Source organism: Marinobacterium lutimaris (genome assembly GCF_900108065.1).
Lineage (GTDB): Bacteria > Pseudomonadota > Gammaproteobacteria > Pseudomonadales > Balneatricaceae > Marinobacterium_D > Marinobacterium_D lutimaris.
The window spans coordinates 331226-347642 of sequence record NZ_FNVQ01000002.1 but is presented as its reverse complement, the minus strand read 5'-3'; the positions used below and the strand labels follow the sequence as shown (position 1 = coordinate 347642).

Below are 16417 nucleotides of genomic sequence, written 5' to 3'. Positions count from 1 at the left end.
CCGTCAGCTCTTTCATCGCTAAGGACTTACTCCTTTGCCGGCAGCAGGCCGGTGTCTCTTAGTCGCGCCTTGAACGCTTTCATCACCGGGCGTGAGATCCTGGTTTCCGCCAGCACGCGGGTTTCATAAATCTGCTCGATCATCTCTTGTGAGGGTGTCTCGCCGGCGCGAGCTATCAGTGCGTGCATCTCGTCGCCAAGCTGATCTCCTTTTAGCGTATGGCACTCCCGGTAGAGTTCGGCAGCCAGGGTTTTATCCTGCTTGTTCATCTTGCACTTGCCGTCGAGGATCTTGAGCTTCAGCGCGATCACGCAGTCGATCTCCTTCGGCGAGAGCCTGTGGTTTTTCAGCCACTCTTTAGCAGGCACGAGTTCATAGAGTGCTACTAGGTCGCTCATCTGAGACTGCTCCACTAGGCGGCGCTCTTCGGGCTCAGGGCGTTCGTTCCGGTCATATCCAGTCCGCGGAAGCTGGCGCAGTGTTCAAACACCTCCATGCTCGGCGGACAGTCACGGAAGCTGCAGAACTTGGCCACCAGTTTCGCCAGCCCCTTGATGTCGCGGCCGCTGGCGCTGGCGAAGCGCTCCGCCAGCTGATCGAGCAACGTTGCTTCCAGTGGCAGAGAAAACTGCTGCGCCATCACCTGCCAGATACGGCTGCGCTCCTCGGTATCGGGATGCTGATAACGGACCATGGCGATACAGCGGGAGATGATCGCCTCATCGATATCGTCGATGCGGTTGGTGGTCAGGAACAGCAGGCCGTTGAAGTATTCCAGTACGCGCAGGAATACCCCGACCACGGCGTTCATGGTCAGGTTGTCGTCGCGGCGTTTTATATAAACATCGGCCTCATCGATCAGCATCACCGCGCCCCAGCGCTGGGCGCGGATCAGCACATCCTTCAGGTTCTTTTCCATCTCCGCTACGTTCAGCCCCAGCTGGCCCGAGTGCACCCGGTAAAGTGGGCGGCCGATGATCTCGGCGTAGACCTCAGCGGTGAGGGTCTTACCGACGCCGGCCGGGCCGCTGCAGAGCACGGTGGTGCCGCCGGATTTACCCTCGATGATATCGTCCAGCAGCATCTCCATCTCGGCGGTCAGTATATCGATCAGGTCGGTATGGGCCTGCGGCAGTACGAGCTTGTCTTTCAGCTCCGGTTGATAGCGGTAGGGCTCAAGGTTATCCACATGGACCCAGAGATGATGGTGCAGCTCCAGGTGGAACATAAGAATGTAGGCGTGCACCGGAATACGGGTGAACAGGTGAGCCGGGATCGCCTCGGCCAGGGCTTCGATGCGCTTGTCCACCTCATCGCTGAAGCTGGACTGACGCGCGATCCGCTTGAGCATGGCGTTAAGTATGTTGCCGCTTTGCTGCAGCGTCAGTTCGCGCTCGGCCAGCACCTCCTCGTCGTTTACCAGTCGGGCGTCGCCGCCGCTGGCGGATAGCACCACCCGCGGCTTGCGGCCCCAGTCGCTGTTACGGTGCGAGGCACTGGGGTCTTCCGCATAGATACCAGTGCCGCTGCCGGAAAACTGCTCACCGAAGTTGGCGCGCCAGTTGATATAGCGCTCGTTGGCAGCATCGAAGCTGGCCAGCAGCTGTTCGGTTTCTTTCAGGTAGCCCTTGGTGGCCAGCAACTCAACCAGTGACTGGTTGTTGAGGTCACGCTCGGAGATGATCAGCTGCTTGGTCTCAAGCTTGCCACGGCTGTTAGCCTTGAGGTCAATGACGATGCGCGCCTGTTCTTCGCTGCCCGCCGGGGTGAAGTCGATGCGGGAGACCGCCCAGGGCAGCAGAGTACCGCTGCCCTCCAGTCGAAACAGCCAGCCGCGTTCTACATTCTGACTCAGATGGGCGATCAGTTCCGGCAGCAGTTCCTCCAGGTCCTCGCCTGCGTTGACCGGCTCGTCCGCAAAACTGGCGTCCCGCAGGGCCTGTAGCTGGGCTTTCTTGCCGGCGCCGCCGGGAAGCTGGTCGTATAGATCGATCAGCAGGTTGAGCTGCTCCAGGTTGAACACCTGAAAAGGGATCTCGACCCGGCTGGCGAGTTTGAGTTGCTCCTCCCAGGAAGAGAGCGAAGGACACTGTTGGAATAGCCGTGAAGCTACATTACGTTCGATTTGAAGTTTCACTCTGAAGCCCTCGCTGTTGCTCTGCGTTGAGTCGTCGCATGTCATCGAGTCTCAGCGCTGCATTGAATCGCTGCACCGAGTGGAGAGGGCAAGGGTTGTGCCAGCGCTAAGCTTTTGAAATCAGGTAGGTTCGTTCGGTAAGTACTGTTGGATTGCCAACAAAGTGTTGGGAATCCAGCGTCCTGCAGTCAGCCGCTGCGTTTCGCGCTTGAAGCGGTGGTGTTTACGAGTCTGGTGACGACCTGGTTTCTGCCGCCTTTTTTCGCTTCGTAGAGCGCAGTGTCTGCGGTCTCCAGCATCTCTTCTGTACTACAGAGCGTCGGAGTATCAGTGTAGGCAAGGCCGGCACTGACGCTAAGGCTGATCAGCTCACCCTGGCTGGAGTAGAGGGAAAGTTGCGGTGTTTCTGCGCGAATCTGCTCGCAGAGGTTCTGTGCTTCCGTCAGCGGTAGCGTCGGCAGTATCAGCACAAACTCCTCGCCGCCGTAGCGTGCTGCCAGGTCGCCGGAACGCTGGGTGAAACGCCTGAGCAGGCTCGCGAAGGCTTTCAGACAGTCGTCGCCCTGCAGGTGCCCGTGGTGATCGTTGATCTGTTTGAAGTGGTCGATATCGAGCAGAACCAGGGCAAGGCTCTGGCGGTGGCGTTGGGCGCGATTGAATTCCTGCTGTAGCGCGGTATCGAAGTGACGGCGGTTGGCGATGCCGGTCAGACCATCAAGCTGAGAGAGCTTTTCCAGCTCGTTGTTGAGGCGGCGCAGCTCCTGGGTGGTATCGCCGTAACGCTGCACGTTTCTGGCGATCATATTGAGTTCGCTAAAGAAGGTGTGCTGTTTGTCGGAGGCGGCAATCGGCTTGCCTGCGCTGGCCATCTCCAGTGCATTGCTGGCTTTCAGGATAGGTCTGAGAACCAGGTAATTGAAGCCGAAAATAAGCAGCGCGCCGATGGCGACGAAGGCGAGGATAAATGTCCAGGCGAGGGTCTGCACCCGGCCGGCATCATCCTCCATTCGCTGTGCAAGATCCTGGGCGCTCAGCGTTGCGTCGGTGTTGAGCAGGCTGCTGAGATGACGCTGCTCGTTGATCGCGCTCTGGTAGTAGGCTTCGGCCTCACTCTGCAGGCTCAGTATCTGGTTGGCGTCCGCGCGTTGCTGTTGCAGCAGGGCGAGCAGTTCCTGGGCGGCTTCGTTGTGTTCGTTATGGTATTGCAGCAGGTTGGTGATCGATTCTTCCGTTGCCCTGATGTTATCGATCAGCTCAGGCCAGTTGGTGGCGTGCAGCGAAGCGTATCGGGTTTCGGCCGCGGTGGTGAAGGTAAGGTGGCTCACCGTCACCGCGGCCAGCATCGGTGGCTCCCGGTTCAGGAACAGGTTTTCCAGTCGGTCGGTGGACTGGCGTATGCGGTTGGCTCGCATCGCCATGGCCTGTTCCAGCTGGTGCTGTTTCAGCCGTGTATTGGTCAGTGGCAGCACCGACTGCATCACCCTTTCGGCCTGTTTGGCGAGCTGTTTATCCGGTTCAAAGGAGAAACCATTGGCCAGCACCTGAGACTGCAGCCTGATATTGCGCACCCGGGTGGGATCTTCGGAGCGGTAAAGCGTGTTGATAAAGTTGTAGAGCTGCTCAGAGCGCTGGGTGTTGTGACGCCAGCGGGTAATGGCCGGCACATGCACATCACGGGTTTCGCGCGCTTTTTCGGCGATGCCATCCAGCAATGGCAGTGCCAGCCAGAGGGTCAGCACCAGCAACAGCAGCAGGGCGAAAATACCGAAATGCACGGCGTGCGCCAGGCTGGGGTGAAAACGGCGCTCTTCGCTCCTCGGCACGGCGGGCTCTCCTGGCATCGATCAGTAGATACTGAACGGGAAGTACTTGCGGTTTATCCGCTCGTAGCTTCCATCCAGGCGGATGTCTTCCAGTGCCTCATTGAGATCCCGAAGCAGTTTATCCTCGCCCTTGCGTACCGCGATGTGTGCCTTGGAGTGAAGCTCCTCGGCCTGGAGCGGTTCTCCTATATAGTCGAACTGAATCGATTCCGGTTGTTGCAGGAAGTCCAGCAGGTTGATGGTGTCGGAAAGCGCCAGGTCTGCCTTGCCGGACTTGAGCAGTTCCAACGTTTGCGGCAGATCGTCGGTCAGGATGATCTCGCTGTTGGGGTAGTGATTCTGCAGAAACTCGGCCTGGATGGTGTCTCGGCCGGTGGCAAGGCGGAAGCCTGCCAGTGCTTGAGGGGATACATCGCTGAAGCGGCTTGGATCGCCGGCGAAGGTCGAGTGAGAGCGGTAATAATAATCGGTAAAGTCGACGCGCCTGGCGCGCTCATCGGTTTTGGCCATGCTGGCGACGGTAAAGTCTACCCGGCCTGCTTCCATCTCGGGGATCAGCTCGCTCCAGGCGACCTGGCGGAGTTCGCACTCGCGCTCCATTTCGCGGCAAAGCGCGCGGGCGATATCGGTATCAAAGCCGCTCAGCTGGCCGCTGTCATCGACATAGCTGAATGGCGGGTAGACTCCCTCGGTGGCAACGACGAGAGGTGCGGCTGAAACTTCCGTAATCAGGGTGCCCAGCGCGAACGCAACTATCAGTCGGCTGGGCAAGCGCGACTTTTTTATCATGTCGATCTTCCGCGAAACAGATGCTCTTTGGATACATATTACTCCAGGATAGTGGATCTGTCGTTTACAGAAGCGACAAAATTTACAGCTGCCAGAAGGGCTTTTTCCCCTCTCTAAGCGCGTCGACGCGGGAGATATTCAGGTCCTTCAATTGATGTTCGTCCAGTGTCAGCAGCTTCCTGCGCGTCTGGTGCAGCCGGTAGCGGTATGTGAGTTCACGCCAGGCTTTCTGTGCGGTTTCGATTATTTTCATCTCTGTCTCCTTGGCTGGAGTGGCTTGGGAAAGAGAGATTAAGAGAGAGTCAAAAAGGTATACAGATTCAGAGTTAACTGTTTTTATGTGTACAGATTGGGTTTTATTTATCTGTATACCTAAAATTTTGTACATCTGTACTGGTTACCAGCGGGGGCTTCTTTGAAACTGTATGAAGAACTGGTGGAGCATCTTGTCCAGCAGATAGAAAAAGGGCTGTTCGCCGCCGGTGATCGTCTGCCCTCCATCCGTAGCCTGACCCGGGAGCGTGGCGTCAGTGTGACCACCGTGCAAGAGGCTTACCACCGGCTTGAGTTGTTGGGCCTGGTTGAGTCCCGGCCGAGATCCGGTTATTTCGTCCGTGACCGGGCTGCGGCGGCTGAACTGCCCAGCACCACGGCAACCGCCCGGCGCCCGCTGGATATCTCCCAGTGGGAGGGGGTGTTACAGATGCTGGGTGCAGACAAGTCGGCGCGGGTTTTTTCCCTGGGTCATGCGATGCCTGATCTTACCGGCGATACCCTGAAGCCGTTACTGCGGTTGTGGGCCCGAAGGGCTCGGCGGGGGGATCCGGCGGCACTGGAGTATGACAGCCTGCGTGGCAGTGAAGAGTTGCGTGTTGAGGTGGCACGCCTGGCGGCTCACTCCGGTTGCCAGCTGCATCCGGATGATCTGGTTATTACCACTGGCTGTCAGGAAGCGCTGTTCTGCGCCCTGCGCGCCGTTACCGAACCGGGTGATGTGGTGGCGGTGGATTCGCCCTGCTTCTACGGCGCCATGCAGGCGATCAAGGCCAACGGCCTCAAGGTGATGGAGATACCCACCCACGCCAAAGAGGGGATCAGCGTAGAGGCACTGGAGCTGGCGCTGGAGCAGTGGCCGATCAAGGCGATTCTGGTTACCCCGACCTGTAACAACCCTCTGGGTTACACCCTCAGCGATGAACGCAAGCGCGCCCTTTACCGACTGGCGCAGCGCTACGATGTGGCGATCATCGAAGATGATATCTACGGCGATCTCTCCTACGCCTGGCCGCGGCCCGTGACGATCAAGTCATTCGATACCGATGACCGGGTGATTTTGTGCAGTTCGTTCTCGAAAACCCTGGCGCCGGGACTGCGGCTTGGCTGGATCGCGCCTGGTCGTTATCGCAGTGCAGTGGTGCATAGCAAGTTTGTCGCCACGGCCGCATCAAGCACCTTGCCGCAGTTGGCCGTGGCGGAGTTTATTGCCCAGGGCGGATATGAGAGGCACCTGCGCAAGATGCGTGGGCAATATATGCGTAACCGGGATCAGGTGACCGCCTGGCTGCAGCAGCACATGCCCGCCGGTACGCGCATCAGTTATCCCCAGGGTGGCTATCTGCTCTGGCTCGAGTTTCCGGAATCGGTGGATTGTGTCGAGATCAACCGGCAGCTGGAAAATGAAGATTACCGCATCGCGCCAGGAGCGCTGTTTTCCGCCTCTGGCAAGTACCGTAACTGTATGCGGCTTAATGTCAGCACAGGCATGGATTCACGCACCGAACAGGCGCTGACATCGCTGTTGCAGCGTTTATAAACAGCGTGTTTACCCTGGTTACTTGCGATGCACGGCGAGGCGATTGCGGCCGGCCTCCTTGGCCTGGTAAAGCGCTGTATCTGCGGCCTGAAGCGCTTTCTCCAGAGATTCGTCGCTGGAGGAGGCCAGGTGGCAGCCGGCGCTGAGGGTAATCTGGATTGGCGGCTGGGACTCATCATAGATGATGCTGGATTCTGCCACCGAGCTGCGAATACGTTCGCTCAGGCTTTCGATCAGCTCCAGCCGGTCGGTCTGGATCAGCAGCAGAAACTCATCGCCACCCCAGCGGGCGGCGTAGTCGTAACCGCGCAGCAGTTTGCGCAGTTGGTCTGAGATAGACAGCAGCACCTGGTCGCCAGCCTTGTGACCGTAGCGGTCGTTGATCTGCTTGAAGTGATCCAAGTCCAGCCAGACGATGCCAAAACGGCGGCGCTCTCGCTGCAATAGCTGCCACTGGTTATCCAGCTGTTCCTGCATGCCGCGGCGGTTCAGCAACTCGGTTAAGGGGTCGATCTTGGTGAGGCGGTCCAGCGCTTCGGTACGGTTAATAACCTTCTGCTCCAGCTCCTCCCGGGAGTGCTGTACGGCCTGCGCCATGTGACGGAAATGATTCATCAAACGGCCCACCTCATTGTTGGGGGGCGTCCTGGGCAGGCTTTGTGGGTAGTGCCCCTCACGGATCTCATCCATGCCGGCTTCAAGCTGCGTCAGCGGACCGAGCACAAAGCGGTTCAGCGCCAGGTGCAGCATCAACAGACTGGCCAGCAGCATCAGCGCAAAGCTGAGCAGGATGCCGCTGAAATGGCTGAACGGCAGTACCTTTTCCAGATCGAGCAGTGTGACCTCGTACCATTCGATCTCGGGAATATAGGCGAGCCCCACCAGATGGCGTCGATCGTCGATGGTGACGAACCGGGTCTTTATCTCGCCGGGGCTATTAACCAGCTGCTTCATCAGTCGCTGTACTGCGCGCTTGTCGGCATCGCTGGAGAAAAGTCGCTCTACCCGCGTTTTGTCAGCGCTGGCCTTGGTGATCGAGGCAAAGTCGATCATGCTCTGATCGCGGTAAATCTGGATCGCGCCGTCGTGGTCGGTAAACAGGCTGGTGATGCCGGGTTCTTCCTTGCTGACCACGTTGTTGAGCAGGCGGGTCAGGTCGAGTCCTGTACCGACAACGCCGAGGATCTTATCGCCGTCGCGCAGCAGCATATCGATCCACAGCTTGGTGACGCCCAGCTCAACGTCAGGGTTGACGTTCAGATGCATATTGCGATTCTGCTGGATGATCTTGTAGAACCAGCTGTCGGCGGGGCGGTCAGGGTCCAGTGAGTAACGGTACTGGCTGCCGGCATACTCATTGGCAGCGTTATTGTGGTAGTAATCGCCCGATTCACGCAGTGCAACGAAGTAACTGTTGTCTGCAAAGTTGAGGCGGTAGTTCTCCATTTCGGCGATCGCCTGGCGTTTGAGCTCAGGGTCTTCCGGGTTGCGGGCCCAGGTGATCAGCTGGTGGGAGTTGGCAAACTGGCGGGACAGCGCGATTTCGGTGAGGATAGGTTGCAGCGTACGGCCCTTGTCGTACAGTACCTGCTTTTCGGCGTAGCGGGTGACCCATTCCTCGACAATGGACTCTGAAAGTTGTCGTACAAGAATCCATACTATGCCGGCGGCAACGAGGAAGAGTACCAGCATCAGCAGCATGAATCGGGTTTTAAGATTCATGGTTAATCGCACGTCGATATCCTTATGAATTGGGCGGTATTGATCATATCAGAGATTGGTGGCCGAGTTAGCAGTTGAACAGGCCGCGTAAGAGACAGTCAGGATGAGAGCGGATCGGTGGGATTGATACCAGGTCGAAATAAAGGAAATAGCGGGCGCCGCAGAGGCTTTTGGGCCAGGCTGCGTCGGTTAATGGTATGGACGCTGCTGGGCTGTATCGCCTTTTTGCTGGCGCTGCTCCTGCTGCTGCGTTTCGTGAATCCGCCGGTGTGGAGCTGGCAGGTACACCGTTGGATCAACCCGCCGGAAGGGTTCAGCGGCGAGTTCCGCCATCAGTGGGTGGATATCGAAGAGATCCCTGTTGGGATGCAGCTTGCAGTAATCGCGTCTGAGGATCAGCGCTTTCCGCTGCACTCCGGCGTCGATACCCAGGCAATAGGTGACGCGGTGAACGAGGCTCTGGAAGGGGAGGGGCTCCGCGGTGCCAGTACCCTGACCCAGCAAACGGCGAAAAACCTGCTGCTCTGGCCGGGACGCGACTGGGTGCGCAAGGGGCTGGAGCTGCCGTTGGCGTTTCTGCTGGAGTGGATCTGGGGCAAGGAGCGGATTCTGGAGGTGTACCTGAATATCGCTGAGTTTGGTCCTGGTGTTTATGGCGTTGGTGCAGCCAGCGAATACTGGTACCAGCGACCGGTACAGAACATCAGCGATAACCAGGCAGCGCGGCTGGCGGCGATCCTGCCTAACCCCTGGCGCTATTCGGCACAGCCTGCCGGAGCCTATGTGCAGCAGCGGGCGCGCTGGATCGAGCGGCAGATGCGCCAGTTGGGAGTTGCCTGGCTGGAGCCGATTAAAGACTAGTCCGGCTTAATGTCGCAGTATATTGATCGGAAATTAGTCATGGCTAAGGTATACTGCGCATGTTTCAGGCCGTTCGGCCTCATACGTCATCTTCGATACCTTCGATTTAACCGGTTATCTTTTAATGCAGACCCCTACCTCTCTTCAGGAACTGGCAAGTTTCAAAGCCAGACGTGACCCCGCACCTTTTCTGCCGATGAGCCGGCAGGAGATGGATAAGTTGGGCTGGGACGCCTGCGATATTATCGTGGTAACCGGTGATGCTTACGTCGATCACCCCTCCTTTGGCATGGCGATCATCGGTCGCCTGCTCGAGGCTCAGGGCTTTCGTGTCGGCATCATTGCCCAGCCGGACTGGCACAGCGCCGATGCGTTCAAGGCGCTGGGCAAACCACGGCTGTTCTTCGGCGTGGCTGCGGGCAACATGGATTCCATGATCAACCGTTACACGGCGGATCGTAAAAAACGCTCCGACGATGCCTATACGCCGGGCGGTCAGGCGGGCAAACGTCCGGACCGGGCCAGCCTCGTCTACAGCCAGCGCTGCCGCGAAGCCTATAAGGATGTGCCGATTATCCTCGGCGGTATCGAGGGCTCCCTGCGCCGCATCGCCCATTACGATTACTGGCAGGACAAGGTGCGTCGCTCCATTCTGCTGGATGCTCGCGCTGACCTTTTGCTCTATGGCAATGCCGAACGTGCCGTAGTCGAGCTGGCGCATCGTCTGGATGCCGGCGAGGCGGTTGAAGAGATCCGCGATATTCGCGGTACCGCGTTCGTGCGCAAGGACACTCCCGAAGGCTGGATGGAGATCGACTCCACCCGCATCGACCGTCCCGGCAAGATCGACAAGATCATCAACCCCTATGTGAATACCCGGGATCTGGCCGCCTGCGAGATCGAGCGCGAGAAGGGCGGTGAAACCGCCGAGATGGATGCCGAGGATGAGCTGCAGGTGCTGCATATCGAGTCCTCGCCGCGGATGCGGCTGGACCGCGCCAAAACCGTGATCCGTATCCCCTCCTACGAGAAGGTCAGCAAGGACCCTGTTCTGTACGCCCACGCCAACCGCGTACTGCATCTGGAGACCAATCCGGGCAACGCCCGCGCGCTGGTGCAGCTGCATGGCGATCAGGAAGTCTGGCTCAATCCGCCGCCGATCCCGCTGAGCATGGAAGAGATGGACTACGTGTTCGATCTCAACTACGCCCGGGTGCCGCACCCGAGCTATGGCAAGGCAGAGATTCCGGCTTACAAGATGATTCGTTTCTCGGTGAACATCATGCGCGGCTGCTTTGGCGGCTGTACCTTCTGCTCGATCACCGAGCACGAGGGGCGGATTATCCAGAACCGCTCCCAGGACTCTATCGTCCGCGAGATCAAGGAGATCCGCGACAAGGTGCCTGGCTTTACCGGCGTGATCTCCGATCTTGGCGGTCCCACCGCCAACATGTACCGTCTGGCGTGCAAGAGCCGTGAGATCGAGGCGGCCTGTCGCAAGCCGTCCTGTGTCTATCCGGGGATCTGCCAGAACCTGAATACCGATCACTCTTCGCTGACCAAGCTGTATCGCGAGGCGCGCAGCCTCAAGGGGATCAAGAAGATCCTGATCGCCTCCGGTCTGCGTTACGACCTGGCGGTGGAGGACCCCGAGTATGTGCGTGAACTGGTGACCCATCATGTGGGCGGCTACCTGAAGATCGCACCGGAACACACCGAGCGCGGTCCGCTCGACAAAATGATGAAGCCGGGTATCGGCACCTACGATGCGTTCAAGAAAATGTTTGAGCGCTTCTCCGCCGAAGCGGGCAAAGAGCAGTACCTGATCCCTTACTTCATCGCGGCGCACCCGGGCACCACCGATGAAGATATGATGAACCTGGCGCTCTGGCTGAAAACCAACGGCTTCAAGGCCGACCAGGTGCAGGCGTTTTATCCCTCGCCGATGGCGTCGGCCACCGCCATGTATCACTCCGGTCGTAACCCGCTGCGTCGTCTGAGCTACAAGAAAAGCTCGGAAAAGGTGGAAACAGTCAAAGGCGAGCGTCAGCGCCGGCTGCACAAGGCGTTTCTGCGCTGGCACGACCCGGAAAACTGGCCGCTGCTGCGTGAGGCGCTGACCGCCATGGGGCGTGCGGATCTGATCGGTGAGGGCGAACACCAGCTGATTCCGAAAGATCAGCCGGAAGGGGAGACCTACAACGCGCCGCGCCGCAAGAACTCCAAGCAGTCTTCACGTGCAGGTAAGAGCGCCGGTAAAGGACGTTTGCTGACCCAGCACACCGGCCTGCCGCCACGAGACGACGGATCGAAAAAGCCTCGTCCCGCGGGTGCGCGCAAGCCTGGCGCTGCGGCCAAGCCCGGAAAGCCGGGCAAGGCGGTGAAAGGCAAAACCAAGGCACGGCGGGTTTAACCGCCGCGCGCTTGCTATTTTTCAGTCTCTTCTCTTTTAAACGCGGAAGCGGCTGATCAGCTTTTCCAGCTGTTCAGACATCTGCGTCTGCTGCTCCGCATGCCCGCCCAGGTTTGCTGCCTGCTGGCTGATGTTTTCCGAGCTTGAATCTATTGTCGCGATGCTGCGGCCGATGTCATTCATCGCGGTGGACTGCTCTTCGGCGGCCGCTGCGATCTGGGTCGATAGCGAGGTGATGTTATCTACCGCAGCGACTATCGCATCCAGGGTAGAGCGCACCTCGCCGATCTGTCCGGTGGTGATATCCATATCGCGCTGGTTTTTCTCCACCAGCTGGCTGGCCTCGCTGGTCTGGCGCTGCAGGCGGGTAATGATCTCCTCAACCTTCGCGGTGGATGCATGAGTTCGCTGGGCCAGGGTTCTCACTTCATCCGCAACGACGGCAAAGCCGCGTCCCTGTTCTCCCGCTCTTGCCGCTTCGATCGCCGCGTTCAGGGCCAGCAGGTTGGTTTGTTCGGAGATACCGTTGATGACATCGATCACCTCTGAAATGGTACTGCTGCTGGCCTGAAGTTCTGCCGCCATGATGCCGACCTGTGCGATATCTTCCCCCAGTTGCTGAATCGCGGCGTAGGCATCCTGCATGCGGCCGTGTCCTTCGGACGCCAGGCTATTGGTTGAGCGGGCGCTCTCGGATGCGTGGGAGGTGCTGTTGGCCACATCCGCCACGGCGGTGGATATCTCTTCGATGGCGGCCGAGACCTGCATGGTTTCAGCGTTTTGTGTTTGCAGGATCAGCTCGGTCTGTCTCACCGTGTCGCGGGTATTACGGGCCTCGGCGCTGACCCGTTCGCTGGCGATCCGGACCTCTTTAATGGCATCGGCGAACTGCTCAAGGGTGTGATTAAGCGCCTGGGCGATATCACCCAGTTCATCCCCGGATAGGGTTTCCGCCCTGGCCGTGAGGTCGTGATGGTCACGCACCTGGGCCATGGTTTGTGCCAGGCTCTGTACCTGGCGCCGCACGCCGCGGACGATCCAGCTGGAGAGAAAGCCGACCACGATAATGGCGGCCAGCAGCATGCCAAGCTGGAGCCAGATATCCTTCAATGTGGAACTACGATCCAGTTGTGCCTGTGCCAGCAGATCCTGTGATAGTGAATCCTCTAGCTTTTTCATCGCTTCGATGCGGCTGGTGGCCTGGCTGAACCACTCAGTGGCCGAGAGGCCAAAACCGCCCTGTTGGGCGCGTTCGATAGCCTTGGCCCGCGCCTGCTCAACGAATTGGAAAGCACTGCCTGAGCTGGCCTGCTGCCAGCTTTGATTCAGCGCGTCGGGGGCCGCGATGGCGAATTGGCGTAGGTAGGTGTTCTGTTCCGCGACGAGGTTCAGAAAGCGGGGGAACAGCCCCGGGGAAAACTGATCCGCGGCAAAGGCGTTGCTCAGCACCGCGCGTTCGATACCGGCGCGTTCCTTGGCTTGAAGGAACGCGAAGAAGGCGTTACCCATGCGGCTCATCGCGACACTGCTGCTCAAGCGTTCAATCTGGCCCGCCACCGAAAGCAGGTCGGCGTTGAGCCCGGTGTAGTAACCAAGAGCCTCGCCGAGAGCAATATTGCGGGCATCCACGCTGCTGCGTATCTGCTGAAGCTGGCGCAGCTGATCGGAGGTTTTGCTCAGGATGCCGGCGACCAGGCTGTCATCAACGCTCAGGTTTTCACGGTAGCTCTGCCAGGCGGAGCGGGCCTGGTCGGTCAGGTTTCTCTGTGCCTTTAGGCGCTCGGCAAAGGCTGAGTCACCGGAACCAAGCCAGCCGCTGGTCAGGCCGCGCTCTTTTTGCAGCTCATGGACCAGTTGGCTGTTATAGGTGGCAAGTTCTGCGTAGCGTTCGATATTGGAGAGCTCTTCGGCAACGCTCAGTGATGCAATGACCCTTTGCCCCTGCAGCAATATCAGTAGCAGCAGCGGAAACAATATCAGTAGCAGTATTTTATGGGTGAATTTCAATTGCATCCTGTCGACTCCCTTACTGTCGGATTAGCGATCGATGTTGTCGGCGTTTATGTTTCGGCATCAAAGCGTCGGTGAATTATCGATGTCGGGGGCTGTATCGCAACCGGGCGCATCGTCGTGACCGGGCCGCTGTTTTGCCGCTTGCGGTAGCCCGGCGAAAGAATTTTGATTCAGCTTAGAGAATAGACGAAGAAGTCATTCCATGAATGAGCAAGTTCGCATAAACAGGCCATTGTAATTGATCGAAACTGGAGTATTATGCGGAAAAGGTTGTCTTCCGGTTGGCAACAATAATGGTAGCGACAAGCGCCATTAAACGTGCAGGTTTAAGCCAGTTAAAGCACGATGCGACAAGACCGGGCCCGCCAGCGGGTAAGCTGGTTCGGAGTTACTTTAAGTTTGATGCAACAAGACGTTCGCGGTTATTTGACCGCAAAGCTTCATAAACTGCCGGTACGATCCATCTGTCAGGGAACGACGGCCTCTGAAGCGACTGCCCCATCTCAGCATTCGGCCATTTCGGCCGCCGCCTTCCGTTTGACTCAAGATTGCCAGCGTATCGTCGTCGATTTCGATGTCTCGATAGCGGCCTCTCTGCGTCCGGAATTTGCAGGAGTTGGGATACAGGCAGGGTGATCCCGGGCCGGGGTTGAAAAGCCCAAACTCAAAATGTTCAGCACCGCGGGAAAGCTTCACGCGGTTGCCGGAACGGCGAAGCCAGGTTGTACTGCAGCCGGTTATCGTCACGCGGATTCCATTCCGGGCTTGTCATAGGGTTGGCAGCCGGTTGGGTTCGTTTTGAATAGATCGAAATACAGGATTTCGATCAGTTAGAAGTCACCAGTCAAAAGGCTGGTCTGAAAGTAAAAAGAAAGAGGCAAAACATGTCACAGCTCGTAACCGGCACCGTTAAATGGTTCAACGATGAGAAAGGCTTCGGCTTCATCCAGCAGGAAAACGGTCCTGACGTATTCGTTCACTTCCGTGCAATCAACGGCACTGGCCGTCGTACTCTGCACGAAAACCAGCAGGTTACTTTCGAAGTAACTCAGGGCCAGAAAGGTCCTCAGGCTGAGAACGTAACGGTTGTTGCTTAAGTTATTTAAGTAGCGCCCGTTTCATGGAGGTTGGATGCTCTGGTATCCAACCTCCATATATCTCCCGTACCCATCTCCCTTCGGAATTCCCCTCCGGAATCTACCGTCTGTAATTCCTATGCAGCGGGCTGATTCAAACTGAGGCTTTCACTGTTTTTTGTCAGTCAGGCAGGCGTGCAAACGCAGGCTTAGCGTCTCTGCGTCCAGTTTGCTGTCGCTGATCATCTCGATGCGGGAATCGCGGCGCCAACTGCTTTCCCTTACCTCACGATCATTGGAAAAACCGCGATTGTAACTGATCCATGCATGGCCGATTCGTAGCACGGCTTTAATGCGCAGCGGCTCGCTTTCGTTATCGAGGAGGCCAAGAATCGCATCGGTAGCGAAGCAATCCTGTGGGTCAAATTGCCAGCTATAGCTATATGAGCCATCCAGTTCGCTTGTCCAGAATGCGGCGCCACCGGGCACTGCTTTCTGTGTTTCTTCTTCTGTGTCCCTGTCTCCTGGCGCGTAATTTGTTGTAGAGCCGGGGTTCAGGCTGATAGAAGGGCGGGCTTTGCGGGCGCTGGTCAGGTCCAGAAATTCGGTGGCTAGCTCGCCTCGGGTCGTGTTTAGTACAGCAGCCTTAGGCGGGAACATGTTGTTGGATAACAGCCGGGCTTCTTCGAGCTGTTCGCTCGAGCAGAGGTCGGTTTTGTTCAGCACGAGAATATCGGCCAGCTCTATCTGATCGTTGAACACCTGATGCCGAAGCACTCTGGGATCATCGAGTACCTGTGGATCGATCAGGCAGATCATCGATCTCAGTTCGATGGCCGCGGCGAAGTCGGGTCCCTGAAGCAGGTCAACAATACCGCTGGGGTGCCCAAGGCCAGTGGGTTCGATGAGCAGGCGATCAGGTTTGGCTTCGCGCAGCAGACGGGCCAGGGCAACACGCATCTGTGGTCCGCGCGTACAGCAGAGGCAGCCCCCCGGGATTTCGCTGATGCGGATATCGTCGCCGCTATTCAGCAGTGACTGGTCGACCCCGATCTGACCGAATTCATTGACCAGAACCGCCCAGCGCTCGTTCGCGGGTTTATTGGCCAGCAGTTGATTGATAGCGGTGGTTTTACCTGCGCCGAGAAAGCCGGTCAGGATATTGGTGGGAACGGCTTTGACGATCCCTTTTTTGACGATCGATAGCATCCTGCGCTCTCAACTTCCGTGGTTTTTTTCGTGGGGTTTATCTGGTCGGGAGCGCGCATTGTCCCGTGCCGCAGGTTTGGCGGCAAGTGTGAGCGGCACCGCTGCTATGGCAGGCCGGTGCGACAGACCTGTGTAAATCTATCCTGTCAGGCGCAGTCTTTCTCGAACCGGCGTTTTGCTTCCAGGTAGCGCGGCGTTGGGCCTATGTCTTCATAGACCGGATCATCGTCCTCGACCCGGATAATCTTCTTGCCGGCACGGTAGGGGAGTTTTTCCTCCACCTCCATCAGAATGTTGTGCAGCAGGCAGGCGGTAAGTTCATCGACGCTGAGTCCATAGACTTCGGCCAAGGCCCTGAGGCGGATCAGGTCTTCCTGATCCACCTTCAGTGTGACTTCGCGTTCGTTGGCTGCGCGTTTCGCGCGATGCTCAAGCTCATCAAGCAGGGAATTGATCTTGCTGTCTGGCATGGCTTTTCGCTCTCTCGGCTATGTCGCTTGGGTTACAACTTCAGCATAGACGAGTTTTGTGCGCTGCATGCAAGGTGAGCAGCTCCGCAAA

At 58.0% G+C, this 16417-nt stretch carries 13 protein-coding genes; 4 read left to right on the top strand and 9 right to left on the bottom strand.

Annotated elements, in window-relative coordinates:
• Positions 1-26: 26 nt before the first annotated feature.
• From C4S72_RS12000 to C4S72_RS11980, 5 genes are all read right to left on the bottom strand, one after another.
• Complete coding sequence (locus C4S72_RS12000; RefSeq protein WP_104003850.1) at positions 27-398, bottom strand: hypothetical protein; 372 nt, start codon at positions 396-398, stop codon at positions 27-29.
• A gap of 14 nt (positions 399-412) precedes the next feature.
• Entirely contained in the window at positions 413-2137 is a 1725-nt protein-coding gene (locus tag C4S72_RS11995; protein ID WP_200826758.1) for an ATP-binding protein, read from the bottom strand.
• Positions 2138-2325: 188 nt separating this feature from the next.
• The gene (locus C4S72_RS11990; protein ID WP_160115507.1) at positions 2326-3960 is read right to left on the bottom strand and encodes a GGDEF domain-containing protein; all 1635 of its coding nucleotides are present in this window, start codon (positions 3958-3960) and stop codon (positions 2326-2328) included.
• A 21-nt stretch (positions 3961-3981) separates the two neighbouring features.
• On the bottom strand, positions 3982-4749 hold the full coding sequence (locus C4S72_RS11985) for a substrate-binding periplasmic protein (RefSeq protein WP_104003357.1): 768 nt from the start codon (positions 4747-4749) through the stop codon (positions 3982-3984).
• Positions 4750-4831: 82 nt separating this feature from the next.
• The gene (locus C4S72_RS11980; RefSeq protein WP_104003356.1) at positions 4832-5002 is read right to left on the bottom strand and encodes a DUF1127 domain-containing protein; all 171 of its coding nucleotides are present in this window, start codon (positions 5000-5002) and stop codon (positions 4832-4834) included.
• Positions 5003-5164: 162 nt separating this feature from the next.
• Here C4S72_RS11980 and C4S72_RS11975 point away from each other — a divergent pair, with 162 nt between their 5' ends.
• Positions 5165-6562, top strand: coding sequence for an aminotransferase-like domain-containing protein (locus tag C4S72_RS11975; RefSeq protein ID WP_104003355.1), 1398 nt, complete (start codon positions 5165-5167; stop codon positions 6560-6562).
• Positions 6563-6580: 18 nt separating this feature from the next.
• Here the strand turns inward: C4S72_RS11975 and C4S72_RS11970 are convergent, their stop codons facing one another.
• Positions 6581-8296, bottom strand: coding sequence for a GGDEF domain-containing protein (locus C4S72_RS11970; protein WP_200826757.1), 1716 nt, complete (start codon positions 8294-8296; stop codon positions 6581-6583).
• A gap of 180 nt (positions 8297-8476) precedes the next feature.
• Here C4S72_RS11970 and mtgA point away from each other — a divergent pair, with 180 nt between their 5' ends.
• Together mtgA and C4S72_RS11960 are read left to right on the top strand one after the other, a co-directional pair.
• Positions 8477-9145, top strand: coding sequence for a monofunctional biosynthetic peptidoglycan transglycosylase (mtgA, locus tag C4S72_RS11965; protein ID WP_200826756.1), 669 nt, complete (start codon positions 8477-8479; stop codon positions 9143-9145).
• Between the two features lie 124 nt (positions 9146-9269).
• Positions 9270-11558: a YgiQ family radical SAM protein gene (locus C4S72_RS11960; protein WP_104003353.1), complete on the top strand. Its 2289-nt coding sequence runs from the start codon at positions 9270-9272 to the stop codon at positions 11556-11558.
• Between the two features lie 36 nt (positions 11559-11594).
• Here the strand turns inward: C4S72_RS11960 and C4S72_RS11955 are convergent, their stop codons facing one another.
• Positions 11595-13571, bottom strand: coding sequence for a methyl-accepting chemotaxis protein (locus tag C4S72_RS11955; RefSeq protein WP_104003352.1), 1977 nt, complete (start codon positions 13569-13571; stop codon positions 11595-11597).
• A gap of 884 nt (positions 13572-14455) precedes the next feature.
• Between C4S72_RS11955 and C4S72_RS11950 the strand changes: the two genes are divergently transcribed.
• Positions 14456-14668: a cold-shock protein gene (locus C4S72_RS11950; protein WP_010325086.1), complete on the top strand. Its 213-nt coding sequence runs from the start codon at positions 14456-14458 to the stop codon at positions 14666-14668.
• Positions 14669-14815: 147 nt separating this feature from the next.
• Here the strand turns inward: C4S72_RS11950 and C4S72_RS11945 are convergent, their stop codons facing one another.
• Together C4S72_RS11945 and C4S72_RS11940 are read right to left on the bottom strand one after the other, a co-directional pair.
• The gene (locus tag C4S72_RS11945; protein WP_104003351.1) at positions 14816-15856 is read right to left on the bottom strand and encodes a CobW family GTP-binding protein; all 1041 of its coding nucleotides are present in this window, start codon (positions 15854-15856) and stop codon (positions 14816-14818) included.
• A 146-nt stretch (positions 15857-16002) separates the two neighbouring features.
• Positions 16003-16326, bottom strand: coding sequence for a hypothetical protein (locus tag C4S72_RS11940; RefSeq protein ID WP_104003350.1), 324 nt, complete (start codon positions 16324-16326; stop codon positions 16003-16005).
• Between the last annotated feature and the right edge of the window lie 91 nt (positions 16327-16417).

Coding starts and splice junctions, on each gene's coding strand:
- C4S72_RS12000 (WP_104003850.1), bottom strand. CDS start 398: ATGAGCGACCTAGTAGCACTCTATGAACTCGTGCCTGCTAAAGAGTGG.
- C4S72_RS11985 (WP_104003357.1), bottom strand. CDS start 4,749: ATGATAAAAAAGTCGCGCTTGCCCAGCCGACTGATAGTTGCGTTCGCG.
- C4S72_RS11980 (WP_104003356.1), bottom strand. CDS start 5,002: ATGAAAATAATCGAAACCGCACAGAAAGCCTGGCGTGAACTCACATAC.
- mtgA (WP_200826756.1), top strand. CDS start 8,477: ATGGTATGGACGCTGCTGGGCTGTATCGCCTTTTTGCTGGCGCTGCTC.
- C4S72_RS11960 (WP_104003353.1), top strand. CDS start 9,270: ATGCAGACCCCTACCTCTCTTCAGGAACTGGCAAGTTTCAAAGCCAGA.
- C4S72_RS11955 (WP_104003352.1), bottom strand. CDS start 13,571: ATGCAATTGAAATTCACCCATAAAATACTGCTACTGATATTGTTTCCG.
- C4S72_RS11950 (WP_010325086.1), top strand. CDS start 14,456: ATGTCACAGCTCGTAACCGGCACCGTTAAATGGTTCAACGATGAGAAA.
- C4S72_RS11945 (WP_104003351.1), bottom strand. CDS start 15,856: ATGCTATCGATCGTCAAAAAAGGGATCGTCAAAGCCGTTCCCACCAAT.
- C4S72_RS11940 (WP_104003350.1), bottom strand. CDS start 16,326: ATGCCAGACAGCAAGATCAATTCCCTGCTTGATGAGCTTGAGCATCGC.